Below are 15125 nucleotides of genomic sequence, written 5' to 3' on the forward strand. Positions count from 1 at the left end.
ACTCAAGATCATCGCATCATTCCTGCCGCCACTACCCAAAAACGCCCAAATCAACCCACACGAATCCGCGTAGACCCATAATAGTTATGTATTGCCTGCATATCTATCGCTTGTCGTGTTTCAGGGACAGAGCTAGCATTTTTTCAACACGATGAAGAACGGAAGACGCCTGTGAATGTAGAGCTCGCCAGCATTGATTCCCCTGTACTGAGCTACGCGACCGAGCGCACGGAGTTGGCCATTGCATTTCGCTCGACAGTACGGCTGAACCTGCATGAGGCGGTGGCCAATCATTTTTCTCTTGCTGTGGATGAGAGCGGCAAACGATTTCTGATGAACCCGAATCAGAAGCATTTCGCCACGATTCGTGCCTCAGACATGTTGTTGCTGGATGCGGACGATGACGAGGTCATGAATCAACCGGGCGCGCCGGACCCCACCGCCTGGGGGCTGCACGGCATGGTCCACAGACTGGTTCCCCACGCGCGTTGTCTGATGCATGCGCATCCGATCTTCTCGACGGTGCTGGCCAGTCTGGCAGATTCACGGCTGCCTGCGATCGATCAGAATACGGCCACCTTTTACAATCGAGTCGTCATTGACGAAGGGTTCGGAGGGCTGGCTTTCGAAGAAGAGGGGCGGCGCATTGCAGCGCAACTGCAGGACCCGAGCAAGCTTGTCATGGTCATGGGGAACCATGGCGTTCTGGTGGTCGGTAGCACCGTCGCAGAGACCTTCAATCGTCTGTACTACTTCGAACGCGCTGCGGAGACCTATATTCGAGCGCTGCAAACCGGTATGCCTCTGAGGGTGATGCCGGACGACATTGCTGCCAGAACGGCAGCTGAAATGGCGGACTACCCCGGACAGGCAGATATGCACCTGGCTGGGCTGCGCGCCCTGCTTGAAAGAGAGGGAAGTGATCATGCTCAATAGACAACAGGCTGACGAATACACCACCATGCTTGATACGGATGCCATTGCCGGCAATGCAACCACGCTACTGCCAGGTGAAAAAGGGCTGAATGTTCCTCTGTCATCGGGTACGCATTACTTCAACTACTACTGGCTGCGCGACGCAGATCCGGAAGCCATGGATCCGGCGACACGCGAGCGGGTTTTCGATATCGCAGAAATTGCCGGTGGACCACGTGCCAGCTCGGCTCGTCTGGACGGAGATTCCCTGCTCATCAACTGGGCCACCGAGGAGCATGAGTCACGCTTGCCACTGGCCACACTGGATGCGTTCGTTCTCGAGGGGCGTACACCTGATCCGGCAGCCATCCCTCGGCGTCTCTGGTATGCCGATTCTCACACGAATTTTTCACGCTTCAAGCAGGCAGAGATCGAGTCGTCCGATGCCCTACGACATGACTTCTCGCGCGCGCTCATTGAAGACGGTGTGGCGCTGGTGACAGAGATGGAGAACAGTGACGAGAGCCTGACGCGACTGGCCAATCAATTGGGACAGGTCACGCCGACAACGGATGGATACTATTTTGACGTCAGGCTGGAGATTGCGCCCACCAACCTGGCCTACACCGCCAGAGCGCTGGAGTTTCATACCGATCTGCCATCGGAGGACGAAGCGCCGGGCATACAATTCCTGCATTGCCGGGAGAACAGTGTTGTTGGCGGTTGCAGCCTGTTTCTGGACGGTGCTGCAGCGGCCGAGGCTCTTCGAGAGGAGGACCCGGCAGCGTTCGAATTACTGGCTCATCACGAGATCCCGTTTTTCCGACGCCACGATGGCTGGGATTACCGGGCGCACCAGAGAGTGATCGAGCTGGATCGTGATGGTCGGGTGTCAGGCTTGACCATTTCACAGCATCTGCAGGATGCCATGGATCTGCCCCAGTCATTGCTGGATGACTACTATCCGGCCTTCTGTCGCTTTCTGAGCATGCTCAGAGAAGAGCGATTCGTGAACCGTTTTCGACTGGAGGCAGGCACTTGTATCGTCTTCGACAACCATCGAGTGGTGCACGGTCGTGAAGCCTTCGAGGCCCGCAGTGGCAAGCGTCATCTGCGTGGTTGTTACGTGAGTCGAGGTTCGGTGCGCAGTACCTGTCGGGTGCTGAGCCGACGCCTGGGCCAGACGTCGCAAGTCGCCACGAGTGACGCTGAACATTGATCCGAGGGCCGATGATGTACCGGGCAGGACTGTCGCAGACGCCTTGCCCGGTGAGTTCCTGACGCCTTTGCGTCTGTACGGCGCGAGCTGATCAGTCGATCGTTTCCAGCAGCGCTCTTGGCGACAGCGCCGTTGGGCTGACCTTCAGATCCAGTATGCTGGGCCTGTTGGCCGCTCGGGCACGTGCAAGCGCAGAGACGAATTCCGCCTGGTTGTTCACGGTTGCGCCAAAGCCTCCATAGGATTCGGCGAAGGCTGCGAAATCCGGATTGACCAGATGGGTGCCGCTGGGCCTTTTCGGATAACGCTTTTGCTGATGCATTCTGATGGTGCCGTACATGCCGTTGTTGGACACCAGCACGATGACATTGGCGCCGTATTGCATGGCGGTACCAAATTCCTGAGACACCATCTGGAAGCAACCGTCGCCTGCCAGGCAGATGACGTCTCTGTCCGGATACTCCAGTTTTGCCGCAATGGCCGCCGGTAGTCCATACCCCATGGAGCCGCTGGTCGGGGCCAGCTGCGTACGCCAGGAGCGGTATCGGTAGTAGCGGTGCAGCCAGGCAGAGTAGTTGCCGGCACCATTGGTCAGAATGGCATCATCTTCCAGCACCTCGTTCAGGTGGGTGATGACTTGCTCCATCTTGAGATCCCCTGGCGTCTCAACCGGCTTTTGCCACGTGTCGAAATCGTTGCGGGCATCGCTCATCCACGACGAGGCTGGCAGCGCAGTGGATGGGGCGGCCGCTGCCAGTTGCTTGGCGAACTCACCGGCGTTGGCAACCACGGCAAGTTTCGGTCGATAAACGCGGCCGATTTCCGACGGGTCCGCGTGTACATGAATCAGCTGCTGGCTGGCAACAGGCGGGGTCAGCAGGGTGTAGCCGCTGGTGGTCATCTCGCCCAGACGTGTTCCCAGTGCCAGTATCACGTCTGCCGACTTGACACGCTCGGCAAGCGCCGGATTGATACCGATACCAATGTCGCCGATATAGCAGGGGTGACGATTATCCAGATAGTCCTGACATCTGAACGATGCGCCAACAGGTATGCCGGTGGCCTTTGCAAATTCGCCCAATGCAAGTCCTGCGCTTTCCGACCAGGCTCCACCGCCAACGATGATGAGTGGTCGTTCGGCTTCTTGCAGCATCTCCAACACGCTTGTCACGTCGGATTCGGCGGCTCTGCCGCTGGGTAGTACCGCGACGGGTACGGGCATCGCGTTCGTATCGGCAGACAGTATATCTTCGGGCAAGGCCAGAATGACGGGGCCGGGCCTGCCGGATTGCGCGACGTGAAAGGCGTGGCTGATGTATTCGGGCAGGCGATCAGTGCGGTCGACTTCACCGACCCACTTGGCCAGGGGGCCGAACATGGCCCGGTAATCGACTTCCTGAAAGGCTTCCCGGTCTCGCTGATCGCTGGCGACCTGGCCGATGAACAGAACCATGGGTGTGGAATCCTGAAATGCCACATGTACACCGGATGAGGCATTGGTTGCACCCGGGCCGCGCGTCACGAATGCCACGCCTGCCTCACCGGTGGCCTTGGCATGGGCTTCCGCCATCATGGCGGCGCCACCTTCGTGTCGGCAGATGATGGTGTCCACATCACTGTCGTAGAGTCCGTCCAGCGCCGAGAGGTAGCTTTCACCAGGCACACAAAACACACGTCGTACGCCCTGGTTTTCCAGGCACTCGACCAGTACTTTTCCGCCATGCCTGACGCTTGAGGTAGTCATCGTTGAATCGGGTTCCGTGTCGTGAACTTGATGATGGAGGTGGCGGGGCAGCCTGAATCAGGCAAAATCCTTGCGGCTGGCCAGGCTTCTGGCCGAGTGCTCGAACCTGAGCCGGGTTGCAACGCGGGCGCCTTCGACATCCTTTGCCTGCAGTGCCGTCAGCACCGCGTGATGTTCAGCAAGTATGTCCGGCCCGAATTCCGACGTCGCAGCGTTCTTCAGAAAGGCCGATCTCAGGTTGGTCTGAAGATTCGACTCGATCATGCCAACGACATCTTCGTAATACCGGTTGGATGATGCCTGCGTGATGAGACGGTAGAACAGTAATTCCGAGTCGACGCGCTCTTCCAGTGCTTCGGAAGGGCCTGTCTGGTCAGCGAGTGCAAGCCGTTCGTAGGCGCTCTCGATTTTCGCCATCTGCTTGTTGGTCCGCATTTCAGCGGCCAGTGCCGATGCGCCAGCCTGCACACCGGTTCTGAGCTGTAGCAGCTGAACGATCTGTTTTCTGATCTCGAAGCAGGCCGGGCTGATTCTGAAGGCCGAGCGATTTTCACTCTGGGCGATGAAGGCGCCCACCCCGCGGCGTGAATCCACCACGCCATCGAATTTCAGCAATGAAATGGCCTCGCGTATCACGGTTCGAGCGACACCGAATTGTTTCGACAGTTCGTTTTCGGAAGGCAGTTTGTCTCCCGGGTTCAGCTGTCTGCTTTCGATGGAGGCCAGGATGGATGAGGCGACCTCATCGGGCAGGCGACGGGGTCGATCGATTCGATCAAAAAGTCCGGTAGTGCTCATGTCGACAGCTCCCGTGTTTTGTAGTCAATCGCTAATGTACCAAAAGCAGATTCCAGATCGTGAGTTAATCACATTTACAGTTGTCAGACAACTGACTATATGATTTACTGGTTTGCAACTGAGAGGAACAGCACTATGTCGAAAGAGAAGGTCGGTTTTGTTGGTCTGGGTGGAATGGGCAGTGGCGTGGTCAAGAACCTCGTCGCCAGATCGGGTTGTCCCGTCACGGTGTTCGACCTTGACGATGGCAAGGTGGAGGCCGCCGTGAACAACGGGGCCGAGCGCGGCAAGAGCATCAACGACATCGCCGCGAATTGCAGCATTTTCGCTATCTGTGTCACCACGGCAGAAGTTGTTCAGGAGTTGTCTCTGGGGCCGAACGGGGTGCTGTCTGCCATGCAGAAGGGCAGCGTGTTTCTCGACCATACAACCGTGTCCCCCGAACATGTGGATGTGATGAGCACCGCCTGTGCAGAACACGGGGTGCTCTATGCAGAAGCGCCCATGACGCGTACGCCGATTCATGCGCAGCGCGGTGAGGTCAATGTGCTGTTTGGCGGTGAGGAGTCATTGCTGGAGCGCTTGCGCCCGGTGTTCGATGCCTACGCAGAAAACATCTTTCATGTCGGTCCCATCGGGCACGCAACGCGTCTGAAGCTGATCCACAACTACATCGCCTTTGCCAATGTCGCGTCCTGGTGTGAGGGCTTTGCGCTGGCAGCTCGTGAAGGTCTGGACATGTCCAAGGTCATCGGCATCATCTCGGCCGCAGGTGGCAAGTCCGGCATGATGGATCTGTACGGTGAGGCGACGTTGAAGCGCGACTTCACACCGCATATGTCGCTGTCCAATGCGCAGAAGGACGTTCGCTATTACGCCGAGTGGATCGAGCAGGCCGGGCTGCCCGGCTTCATGGCGCAGACCGTCCACCAGACCTATGCACTGGCTTCCATCATGGGGCACGGCGATGAAGGATGCTCCGCTGTCATCAAGGCCTATGAATCCCTGTCGGGTGTTGAAGCTTGCCTGGAGGATGAGAAACAGAGCTAGCCCGATCTCTGTCGAACGGTCCGGACCATCGCAGGCATGAATCCCGAGGAATAACCATAAAGCGATTGCAATACACACCACACCACTGGAGATAACGATGTACATGAGAACGATATTGAGCGCAGGCGTGATGCTCGCCGTAACCACTGGCGCCATGGCGCAGGATGTCACCCTGCGCCTGGCGCACTTTGCCGCCGAGAGTCATCCGGGACATACGGCTGCGGTGCAATTTGCAGACAAGGTAGCCGAACGAACCAATGGTTCCGTCACCATCGAGCTGTATCCGGCAAACCAGTTGGGCTCGCCACCAGAACAGTTGGAGCAGACCATTCTGGGTGCCATCGACATGAACCTGCCGACCCATGGCGGTCTCGACAAGTACGAGCGAGCGTTCGGCACGGTCATGACGCCATTTGCCTTTTCAAGCTACGAACACGCCCACGAAGTGCTCGATGGGCCTTTCACCGAATGGACGGCGCCGCTGCTGGAAGCGCAGGGTCTCATCATGCTCTCTCACTGGGAGTACGGCTTCAGGAACATCACCAATTCACAGCGACCCATCAACAGCCCGGACGATGTCAAGGGCCTGAAACTGCGTACTCCGCCAGAACTGCAGATAGTCGCTGCCATGGAAGGCCTGGGGGCTGCCACGACCCAGATTGCCTTTCCCGAGTTGCCCAATGCCTTGAATCAGGGCGTCGTGGATGGTCAGGAAAATCCCATTGGCGTGATCTACCACTACAAGCTGGACGAGTTCCAGAAACACCTGGCTCTGACTCGACATGTGTACAACTCGATGGTGCACGTGGTGAACAAGAACAGCTGGGACAAACTGAGCGCCGAGCAGCAAACCATTCTGCGAGAGGAAAGTGCAGCTGCGGCACAGCTGATGCGCGATGCTGTGCTGGCGCAGGAGAAAGCGGAAATAGCCGAACTGGCAGAGCGTGGTATGGATGTGACCGAACCCGACCTTGCACCATTCGCAGCCTTGATGGGGGCGGCACGAGAACGTGTCGCTGAATACAGCGGCGAAGAGAACATGACAACCTTTCTGGGACTATTGGAATAGTGGCTCGTCCACCTGAGAATTCCGGCTTCGAACCGGCAATCATCAGGTGGACATATCACTACCATCAATCCGGTAGTGGGCTGCATTCCGCTGCCCGCTACCGTCAATCGGAGCTGAATTCCAGATGGTTACCTTCCTGATTCTGGGTGTATTGATCCTGCTGATATTCGCCGGAGTCCCCATCGCGATAGCCCTGGGTCTGACGGCGGCAGGGTTCTATATTTTCCTGGGTGATTACAACATCCTGATGATGCTGCCGCAGCGCATGTACTCGGCGACCACCGGTTTTACCCTGCTGGCCATCCCGTTCTTCATTCTGGCCGGCAACCTCATGAATACCGGTGGAATCACACACCGTATATTCCGGTTTGCCGATGCCGTGGTCGGACAGATTCGTGGCGGTCTCGGGCAGGTCAATGTGCTGGCTTCGCTGTTCTTCTCGGGCATGTCGGGGGCGGCCGTGGCCGATGCTGCAGGTCTGGGTCAGGTTGAACTGAAGGCGATGAAGGATCGGGGTTACGATCCCGAGTTCTCGGCCGCGATCACGGCTGCGTCTTCCACCATCGGTCCCGTATTCCCACCGTCCATCCCGTTTGTACTGTATTCCTCGATAACCGGGGTGTCTGTTTCCAAGCTTTTTCTGGCAGGCGTGGTTCCGGGTTTGCTGATGGCTGTGGCACTCATGTGTGCCGTGTACATCGTGGCTTTGAAAAACGACATGCCACGCCGGGATTACACGGACTGGCCGGAGATCTTTCGCAGCTTTCTGGACAGCGTACTATCGCTCGTCACGCCGATCATCATCATTGCCGGCATATTCGGTGGCCTGTTCACCCCGACCGAGGCGGGCGTTGCTGCATCGGCCTACGCCCTGTTTCTTTCCATGTTCGTGTACAGGGAAGTGAAGCCGGGTGATTTGCCAGTCATCCTGTGGGAGACCCTGGTTCATACCATACGCGTCATGTTCGTGATTGCCTGTGCCGGATTCTTCGGCTGGCTTCTGATTCATCAACGCATTCCTGATCAGCTGGTGAGTGGCATGCTTGCATTTTCAGAGACTCCCTGGGTGGTGATGGCGATCATCGTGATTACCTTGTTGATACTGGGGATGTTTCTCGAGGGGATTGCCGTTATCGTGCTGACCGTTCCCCTGTTTCTGCCGGTTGTGAACGAGCTGGGTATGGACCCCATTCAGTTTGGTGTCATCATGATCATGTGTTCCATGGTCGGTCTGTTGACACCGCCTGTGGGCATGGTGCTGTTTGCCGTGTCGTCCATAGCGGAACTCACGGTGGCCAGACTTTCGAAGGCGTTGACGCCTTATCTGCTGGGCATCATGCTGGTGCTGTTGGCGGTCATCTGCATACCTCAAATATCAACCTGGTTGCCGTATGCGGTGATGGGACAATGATGCTGCAATACATCGATACGGTCGCGGGCAAGACTCTGCGCGCCATCGCCATGTTGTGCCTGGTGAGTCTGTTCTTGCTGCTGTTCATCAACGTGCTGGCCAGAACCTTTCAGTTTGCAGGCTTCGCCTGGTTTGATGAGGTGGTGCAGGGCCTGTTTGCCTGGATGGTCTTCATCGGGGCTGCCGCGTTGTGGCGAGAGCGTGATCATTTCGTGGTCTCCTGGCTGCAGGACTCACTGGGTGATACGCGTCTTGCTGCCGTACTGCGACTACTGGTGACTCTTCTGTGCCTGTGCTTTCTGCTGGTCATGACGTACTACGGCTATCTCATATGGGATCGAAACACCGCGCTGACGCCCATTCTGCAACTCCCCGGTTCGTTGCTGTATGTCGTCATTCCCATCGCCGGCACAGTCATGACCGTCTATTCAGCACGTGACCTTGTTGTTTCGCTACTCGATATTTTCAACTCAAACGGAGATTCCGACGCATGATCTACGATCTACGAACCTATGTCTGCCGGCCAGGTACCATCAAGAAGCACATGAAGCTCTATGAGGATAATGGCTGGGCTCCTCAGTCGAGGCATCTGGGCTATCCGGTTGTCTATGGCGCAGTGGAAACCGGAAATGTGAATTCCTACGTCCACATCTGGGTATACGAGAGTGCGGCAGACCGGGCCGAGAAGCGCAAGGCCCTGGCGGCTGATCCGGATTGGCAGAAGTTCCTGAAGCTCAGTGCCGAGGCAGGCAATCTGGTCAGCCAGACCAATACCATTCTGACGCCGGCTTCTTTCTTTACGCCGCCGACATCGCCGTCCTGACGGCGAATCCCGTCTACCATTGAATTGGTTCGGATTCGGCAAACCGACGAACGGGGCGGGTGGTTGTAGTCCCGTTCGCGCTGTCTGTGCGGGTAGTCTGCAGGATCGTTAGCGAAGGTAGTGGGTGCGGGTATTCGGCAAGAATCGGCCGCGAAGGTAGTCGGTCGAGCCGTTCAGTGAGGCTCGTTGGCAAGAGAAGCCTCAGTCAGGGCAGTCTGTTACGGCCTATCACTCAGCTTCCACGGGCAGGCAGTCATCCACATAACAATGACTGCACCCCGCGACATCCTCAACCGTGTGGGTGTTCTCGCCAGTCGTCGTCAGATATTGCGGACCGATCGGTACCTTGCCGGCGCCACCCGGCAGGTCCAGCACGTAATGTGGTTGGCACAGCCCTGACACCGGTCCGCGTAGTTCCTTCATCAAGGCCTGGCCTTGTGCTATGGATGTGCGGAAATGGCGTGTGCCCTTCGCCAGGTCACCGTGGTGCAGGTAATAGGGTTTGACCCTGTTGACCAGCAGTTTTCTGAACAGTCTGGTCAGCACATCGGCATTGTCATTGATGTTCCTGAGCAGTACCGACTGGCTCAGCAGGGGAATACCGGCATCTGCCAGCAAGGACAGCTTCTCGCACACCGGCGGTGTCAGCTCGTCTGGATGGTTGACATGCAGAACCAGATAGACGGCAGGATGCTGTTTCAAGGCCGCGATCAGTTCGTTGTTGATCTTCTCCGGGGCCACCGTGGGTACTCGGGTATGGAATCGGACAATGCCGATATGCGCCATGTCTCGAAGCTGGCTGATGATGTATTCCAGTCGGCGTGGTGACAGAGTCAGCGGGTCTCCGCCACTGAGAATGACTTCCCACAGGTTACTGTCCGCGCGGATGTAATCCAGCGCATGCTCGAGTTGGGAGGGTGTCAGTCCGGCGTTACCGGAGCCGACATTCTCGCGTCGAAAACAGTACCGGCAGTAAACGGCGCAGGTCTGGACCACATTGAGCAGGAGGCGGTCCTCGTAGCGGTGGATGATGCCGGGGACAGGCGAATGAGACTGATCACCAATGGGATCACTTGATTCGGCGGATGATTCGTCGAGTTCGGCCACCGAAGGCAGGAACTGTCTGGAAAGCCCGGAACCTTCCTTCTGCAACAGGGTGTCCATCACGTGCGGCGTGATCGCCACCGAGAACTTCCTGATCACCTGATTGATCTCGTCGCTCTGACCAGGGGTAATGACGTTATTGTCCAATAACCCTTTCACGTCACGTACCGTTTGTTTCTTCACGACCAATACCCGTTATGTCCGACGATGAATGCAACTGCCGCCGAATGCATGGCCATGTTCAGTTGAAGCGACTGTCGCCGTTTCCGTTACTGTGCATGCCCGCTCATTGGCGATGGGGATGCACGGTACCGCAGAAACCGGTCAATTGGCGTCTGGCACTGTCAGAACCGGGGATATTCCTTGTGAATTGTGTGACACAGAGGCCAGGCTGTGTGCGGTATATGCGATTCTTCCGGATCTCGGCTTCCTTCTATCGGGTCATTGTCTGCTGATGCAGAAGCCCGGTGCATCGTTCCCGGGAAATGCAGACCACCGGCCATCAGCCGGAGAACACGATGAGCGGGTCGAGACCGGACAAGGGGAGGGCAGCCAGCGCTTGCGCTGGTACAGACTGATCAAGAGCGGACGACCCTCAAGGCCGTCCGCAATCTCTGGCCTTTTTCTACTGGGGCGTGCTAGCCCACCAGGCCGTTGTCATCACGCTTGACGGTGATGATGGAAGAGCGCGGCAGCGAGCCGGCATCCGGGAACTCACCACCGGGATGCTGGATGCCGACAAACATCGTGCGACGATCCGCAGACCAGGCCAGTCCGGTGACTTCACTGCCTTTCGGTCCGGTCAGAAAGCGGGCGATTTCACCGGTTGCCGGGTCACCCACCAGCATCTGGTTGTTGCCCATGCCCGCGAAATCCTCTTCATTGCTGTCGTCGCCATCGGTCTGGATCCACAGCAGACCATTGCTGTCGAAGGCCATGCCGTCGGGTGAGTTGAACAGATTGCCGGCGGTGATGTTCTCCGAGCCGCCGTACTGGTTGTTGTACAGCTCCGGATTGCCGGCCATGACGTACAGATCCCAGTCAAAGGTCTCGCTGGCGTGATCATCGTTGTGTGGCCGCCAGCGCACGATCTGTCCGTAATGGTTGGTTTCGCGGGGGTTGGGGCCATTGACCGATGTATCGTCGCCGCCGGCATTGGGCTGGACGCCGCGGTTCTTGTTGTTGGTCAGGCAGCAGTACACCTCGATGGCATGCGGGTTGGCAGAGATCCATTCCGGGCGATCCATGGTGGTTGCGCCAACGGCGGATGCTGCCTGACGGGCGAAAATCAGCAGCTCGGCCTGTTCCATGCCGGTGCTCTCTGGCGTCAGCGCGACCCATTGGCCAGTCTGATCGTCATTGAATTTCGCGGCATACAGGATGCCATCGTCGAGCAGGCCTTCGGTGCTGGCACCCGGTGCATAGGTGCCGTTGGAGACGAATCGGTAGATGAATTCACCGCGCTCGTCATCTCCCATGTAGACAACGATACGACCATCGTGTGCCACAACCACTTCCGCGTTCTCGTGCTTGAAGCGGCCGAGTCCCGTGTGCTTCACCGGTGTGGATTCAGGATTGTTCGGATCGATCTCCACAACCCAGCCGACCCGATGAGGTTCGTTGGGTGTCTTGGCGGTATCGAATCGCTCGTCCCACTTGTGATAGTCGTAGCCCCAGCCATCGGCACCGATGCCGTAGCGAGAATAGCCGGCGCCTACCAGTTCGGAGGCAGGGGCCTTTTCCGCGTCAGTGGAGCCGAAGTAGCCATTGAAGTTTTCTTCGCAGGTGAGGTAGGTGCCCCAGGGAGTGCGTCCAGAACCGCAGTTGTTCATGGTTCCCAGGGACTGGGTGCCACTGGGGTCGGCAGCGGTCTTCAACAGGTCATGCCCCGCTGCCGGTCCCGCTATGCGCATGGGTGAATTGTGAGTGATGCGACGGTTGTACGGGCTGTCCTTGACGATCTGCCAGCCATTGTCACCTTCGGTGATCTCGATGACGGAAATGCCCTGCAGGTTCTGCAGTTTCAGTACATCGTCGGCACTGGCGGGTGTCCCTTCCTGGGCTGCAGGCAGGTTGATGTCATTGTTGGTGTACTCGTGATTGACGACGAGCAGTTGATGACCCTGATAGACGAAGGTTTCCATGCCGTCAGTGTTTTCACCGAAAATGCGATCGGACAACTCGGGCGAGCCGCCGTCAGTGATGTCGTAACCGTCGGCATCGGTGAACAGGGGGTCGCCCCAACGCGTCAGCACTTTCCATTGATAGCCTTCGGGAACATGCACGGTGCCATCAGTCTGGATGTCGATGGGCTTGAACGGGAAGCGGGATACACTGGCAAGTTCTTCGGCGCGCGCTGCACTGGCGCTCAGCAGTCCGGGGCCCATGACGGCAGCGGCCGATCCGAAGGCCAGAACGCCACTGAGAAAGCCACGTCGTGTCAGGGTTGTTTCAAGAACACGGTCGAAGTCGGATTCCGCGCAACGTGGGAAATTCACTTCATCCCAGTCATCGGCGGAGAGGCGGTGCGTATGCTTGTCGGTCATTGAATTCTCTCGAAAATGACAATGAATGGCGTTTGCGCCAGTCACTGCAGGTGTTGGCTGCCTGGACTTTGCAGGCATGACAAGGAAGTGTCACCGCCCAATGTATGACAAATAAATGACAGGTTTGCTACAACCGAAGCAGAGTCAGAACTCTGTGCGCTGGTTGATGGCAAGGGTGGCTGTCTGCGCCGAAAACTGCAAGGTCTGCGCATTCGCCGGCCGAGGCGCGCCAGTCATCGCGGCGGCTCGGCGGCGCATTCTCCCGGGTCGAATACTTGCGAAAGCGGTCCCTTGCGAAAGCGACCACTGGCGGCAGGGCCTGATCAGCAGGAAGCCGGTTTCAAGCTTCCTGACATGTATCGTCTCGCCATGTCCGAGAGCGGAATGGCCGGGATCCTTGACGCCATTCCCGCGCAACCGAACCGTTCAAACCGGTCGAAGCAGACCGCCGACATGGCCTCGACACCCGGTGCCAGGTATTTGCGCGGATCGAACTGCCCCTTGTCTTCTGTCAGCACCTTGCGAATAGCGCCGGTCAGTGCCATGCGCAGGTCGGTGTCGATGTTCACCTTGCGTACCCCGTTCCTGATACCCAGTTCTATCTCTTCCAGGGGCACGCCCCAGGTGGGGGCAATCTCACCGCCATACTGGTTGATGATGTCCTGCAGCTCCTGCGGAACAGAGGATGAGCCGTGCATCACCAGGTGCGTGTCTGGCAGTTTTGCATGGATCTTCCTGAGCGCATCCATTGCAAGGATATCGCCATCGGGTTTGCGGCTGAACTTGTAGGCACCGTGGCTGGTTCCGATGGCTACAGCCAGAGCATCGACCTCGGTGCGTCGCACGAATTCCGCGGCTTCATCGGCATCCGTGACCAACTGGTCACGGCTCAGTTCGCCCTCGAATCCGTGGCCATCTTCCGCCTCACCCTTGCCGGTTTCCAGCGAGCCAAGATGCCCGATCTCGCCCTCGATCGATGCTCCGACCAGGTGGGCCATTTCGCTGACTCTGGCCGTGACGGTGGCGTTGTATTCGAAGTCCGACGGTGTTGAGCCGTCCTCACTCAGGGAGCCGTCCATCATCACTGAAGAGAAGCCGTTCATCAGGGCTGACAGACAGGTTTGCGGTGAATTGCCGTGGTCCTGATGCATGCAGATCGGCAGATGAGGGTACATCTCGATCGCCGCGCGGATAAGGTGTCCAAGAACGATGTCGTTGGCAAATTCCCGAGCGCCGCGACTGGCCTGCATGATGACCGGGCTATCTGCCTTGTCAGCCGCCTTCATGATGGCCAGCATCTGTTCCATGTTGTTGACGTTGAAGGCGGGCAGGCCGTAGTCGTGCTCGGCGGCATGATCGAGCAGTTGGCGAAGGGATATCAGGGGCATGACAGGGGGCTCCTTTGTGGCGCCGCGCGCCAGTGAAGGTACAGGGTTCGGAATGTAGCGCCGGTCAGGCGTCGCGGTGGTATCGGTTCAGTACATCGACTTCTTCCCGCGAACCGAGGATCACGGGCACACGTTGATGATGCGAGCTAGGCTGCAGGTCCAGAATGCGGTCCGAACCGGTGGTGGCCGCGCCACCGGCCTGCTCGACAATCAGTGCCATCGGATTGGCCTCGTACATCAGCCGAAGCTTGCCGCCGGCGTCGGCATTACCAGCGTCTTCTGGATAGAGAAAGACGCCGCCGCGTGTCAGAATCCGGTGCACCTCGGCCACCATCGAGGCTGTCCAGCGCATGTTGAAGGTCTTGCCACGCGGGCCGTTGGTGCCTGCGATGCATTCGTCGTAGTAGCGCCGCACCGGTGGCTCCCACAGCGTGTATCGCGAGGCGTTGATGGCGAACTCACTGGTGGTTTCGGGGATCACCATGTCGGGAAACGTCAGGCGGAATTCGCCGGTGCCCTGCTGGTGGGTGAAGCCATTGACCCCGCTGCCGGTGGTAATCACCAGTGAGGTCGATGGCCCATAGACCGAGTAACCGGCGCAGATCTGTGCGGATCCGGCCAACAGGACCGAGCGGTCGTCGCTGGCGTCGATTGCCGAGGGCAGCTGTGAGATCGAGAAGATCGAACCCACGGAAAGATTGACGTCGAGGTTCGACGAACCGTCAAGCGGATCGAAATAGACCAGGTAGTCACCGGGCTGCGGCCTGGCCTTCAGCCAGTAGACCTCGTCGACCTCTTCGGAGACCAGGGCTGCTACCCGGTTGCAGTTCGAACAGTGTCGGACGAAAACCTCGTTGGCGATCACATCGAGCTGCTTCTGCGTCTCACCCTGCACGTTTGTCGAGTCGGTGGCGCCAAGCTGGCCGGCAAAGGCACCGCCGCGGATCTGGTGCGAGATGACGCGACAGGAGGTCGCGATATCCTCCAGCAGGAAGATCAGGTCCTTGTCCAGCGGGTGCTGACCTTGTTTCGACAGCAGGAATTCGCGCAAGGTGATC

13 protein-coding genes are annotated in these 15125 nt (G+C 58.1%); 7 read left to right on the forward strand and 6 right to left on the reverse strand.

The genetic code is table 11. The annotated features are described in order from the left end of the window. Positions 1 to 171: 171 nt before the first annotated feature. Together ACUNV4_RS19655 and ACUNV4_RS19660 are read left to right on the forward strand one after the other, a co-directional pair. Complete coding sequence (locus ACUNV4_RS19655) at positions 172 to 936, forward strand: class II aldolase/adducin family protein (RefSeq protein WP_430880311.1); 765 nt, start codon at positions 172 to 174, stop codon at positions 934 to 936. Then, positions 926 to 2134, forward strand: a complete 1209-nt coding sequence (locus tag ACUNV4_RS19660) for a TauD/TfdA family dioxygenase (protein WP_430880312.1) — start codon at positions 926 to 928, stop codon at positions 2132 to 2134. Before ACUNV4_RS19655 ends, ACUNV4_RS19660 begins: the two co-directional genes overlap by 11 nt. A 91-nt stretch (positions 2135 to 2225) precedes the next feature. On the opposite strand, the gene ACUNV4_RS19665 is transcribed toward ACUNV4_RS19660, so the two are convergent. Then, positions 2226 to 3878 (reverse strand): thiamine pyrophosphate-binding protein, encoded by a 1653-nt coding sequence (locus tag ACUNV4_RS19665; RefSeq protein WP_430880313.1) that lies wholly within the window; start codon positions 3876 to 3878, stop codon positions 2226 to 2228. Between the two features lie 57 nt (positions 3879 to 3935). Further along, the gene (locus ACUNV4_RS19670) at positions 3936 to 4676 is read right to left on the reverse strand and encodes a FadR/GntR family transcriptional regulator (protein WP_430880314.1); all 741 of its coding nucleotides are present in this window, start codon (positions 4674 to 4676) and stop codon (positions 3936 to 3938) included. A 135-nt stretch (positions 4677 to 4811) separates the two neighbouring features. Here ACUNV4_RS19670 and ACUNV4_RS19675 point away from each other — a divergent pair, with 135 nt between their 5' ends. The 5 genes from ACUNV4_RS19675 to ACUNV4_RS19695 all read left to right on the forward strand — a co-directional run bounded on the left by ACUNV4_RS19675 (position 4812) and on the right by ACUNV4_RS19695 (position 9029). Continuing rightward, positions 4812 to 5726, forward strand: a complete 915-nt coding sequence (locus ACUNV4_RS19675) for an NAD(P)-dependent oxidoreductase (RefSeq protein ID WP_430880315.1) — start codon at positions 4812 to 4814, stop codon at positions 5724 to 5726. A gap of 103 nt (positions 5727 to 5829) precedes the next feature. Next, complete coding sequence (locus tag ACUNV4_RS19680) at positions 5830 to 6795, forward strand: TRAP transporter substrate-binding protein (RefSeq protein ID WP_430880316.1); 966 nt, start codon at positions 5830 to 5832, stop codon at positions 6793 to 6795. A 124-nt stretch (positions 6796 to 6919) separates the two neighbouring features. Beyond that, positions 6920 to 8206 (forward strand): TRAP transporter large permease, encoded by a 1287-nt coding sequence (locus ACUNV4_RS19685; protein ID WP_430880317.1) that lies wholly within the window; start codon positions 6920 to 6922, stop codon positions 8204 to 8206. Continuing rightward, the gene (locus tag ACUNV4_RS19690; protein ID WP_430880318.1) at positions 8203 to 8700 is read left to right on the forward strand and encodes a TRAP transporter small permease; all 498 of its coding nucleotides are present in this window, start codon (positions 8203 to 8205) and stop codon (positions 8698 to 8700) included. The genes ACUNV4_RS19685 and ACUNV4_RS19690 overlap by 4 nt, the downstream gene beginning before the upstream one ends. Continuing rightward, positions 8697 to 9029 carry an NIPSNAP family protein gene (locus tag ACUNV4_RS19695; protein ID WP_430880319.1) on the forward strand — a complete coding sequence of 111 codons (333 nt, stop codon included), beginning with the start codon at positions 8697 to 8699 and terminating at the stop codon, positions 9027 to 9029. Before ACUNV4_RS19690 ends, ACUNV4_RS19695 begins: the two co-directional genes overlap by 4 nt. A 228-nt stretch (positions 9030 to 9257) precedes the next feature. Here the strand turns inward: ACUNV4_RS19695 and ACUNV4_RS19700 are convergent, their stop codons facing one another. From ACUNV4_RS19700 to ACUNV4_RS19715, 4 genes are all read right to left on the reverse strand, one after another. Continuing rightward, positions 9258 to 10316 (reverse strand): lysine-2,3-aminomutase-like protein, encoded by a 1059-nt coding sequence (locus ACUNV4_RS19700; protein WP_430880320.1) that lies wholly within the window; start codon positions 10314 to 10316, stop codon positions 9258 to 9260. 455 nt (positions 10317 to 10771) lie between these two features. Continuing rightward, a complete protein-coding gene (locus ACUNV4_RS19705; RefSeq protein WP_430880321.1) occupies positions 10772 to 12679 on the reverse strand; it encodes a PhoX family protein in 1908 nt (635 codons plus the stop codon). Between the two features lie 323 nt (positions 12680 to 13002). Continuing rightward, positions 13003 to 14067, reverse strand: a complete 1065-nt coding sequence (fba, locus tag ACUNV4_RS19710; protein ID WP_430880322.1) for a class II fructose-bisphosphate aldolase — start codon at positions 14065 to 14067, stop codon at positions 13003 to 13005. 64 nt (positions 14068 to 14131) lie between these two features. Next, the gene (locus tag ACUNV4_RS19715) at positions 14132 to 15118 is read right to left on the reverse strand and encodes a class 1 fructose-bisphosphatase (RefSeq protein WP_430880323.1); all 987 of its coding nucleotides are present in this window, start codon (positions 15116 to 15118) and stop codon (positions 14132 to 14134) included. Positions 15119 to 15125: the final 7 nt, after the last annotated feature.

It is taken from the genome of Granulosicoccus sp. 3-233, assembly GCF_052681095.1.